Origin of the sequence: Collinsella sp. HCP28S3_E12 (genome assembly GCF_052065595.1) — a bacterium.
Classification (GTDB): domain Bacteria; phylum Actinomycetota; class Coriobacteriia; order Coriobacteriales; family Coriobacteriaceae; genus Collinsella.
In genome coordinates, this window is sequence record NZ_JBQHTS010000042.1 from 1 (window position 1) to 812 (window position 812).

The 812-nt window shown below is 38.8% G+C and carries 1 protein-coding gene; it reads left to right on the forward strand.

The window, feature by feature from the left end:
* Positions 1-133: 133 nt before the first annotated feature.
* Positions 134-574 (forward strand): GNAT family N-acetyltransferase, encoded by a 441-nt coding sequence (locus ACTNBY_RS09300; RefSeq protein ID WP_079268190.1) that lies wholly within the window; start codon positions 134-136, stop codon positions 572-574.
* The last annotated feature ends 238 nt before the right edge of the window (positions 575-812 follow it).

An 812-nucleotide genomic window follows, 5' to 3' on the forward strand; every position in this document is an offset into this window, starting at 1 on the left:
AATCGGGAGCATTCGTAAAACAGTTTCAGTCCCGGCAGTAATGTCTGCCGGGACTGTTCTTGTATAAATTGAAGCCGTATGTATATGATTAAACAGACCGATAAACTTGAATAGGTCGAATAGATAATAATTTATGGAGGTTGTAATGGTAAGAATAGCAACTGTAAATGATGCGGAGCAATTAAACATCTTAAACAACGAATTTAATGGTGAGGGCGATACAAGCATAGACAATATTAGAAATTCCCTTATGAATAATAAACAGGAAGTTGTTATCGTTGCTGATGAAGATGATATGTTAGTTGGATTTGTTTGTGTTCAGCTTAAAAAATCGTTCTGCTATGATGAATATATGCCTGAAATTACAGAAGTGTATGTTAAACCAGCATACAGAAAAAGAGGCTTAGCGAGTGAGATGATTACTTTTGCAGAGGCTTATTGCAGTAAGAATTATCCACTTGACAAATATGAACTTCTAACAGGACAAGAAAATCTTGTTGCACAAACTGTATATAATAAACTTGGATATGTAGATGATAATGAACTTCATTTATCAAAAAGAGTGAAGAAGTAAGTCAAATTAAGATTTGTCGAACTGATACTAAGGGCGCACTTCTATACGGGTTAAACCCGTATGTGCGCTCTGCGAGACCGAACAGCTCGGCCCCCTGAATATCTGGGGTGCGTCACTGCGTTCCGTACAAGGGGATCCATCCCTTGCGCCGCTATGCGGCTATCCTTACATGAAAAAAGGCGTGATCACTTTCGTCACGCCTTTTGCCTATTTAACTGTCTTACGAACACCCCGCTAA

Excerpts from the sequence above, each read along its gene's own strand:
- ACTNBY_RS09300 (WP_079268190.1), top strand. The coding sequence starts at position 134 with ATGGAGGTTGTAATGGTAAGAATAGCAACTGTAAATGATGCGGAGCAA.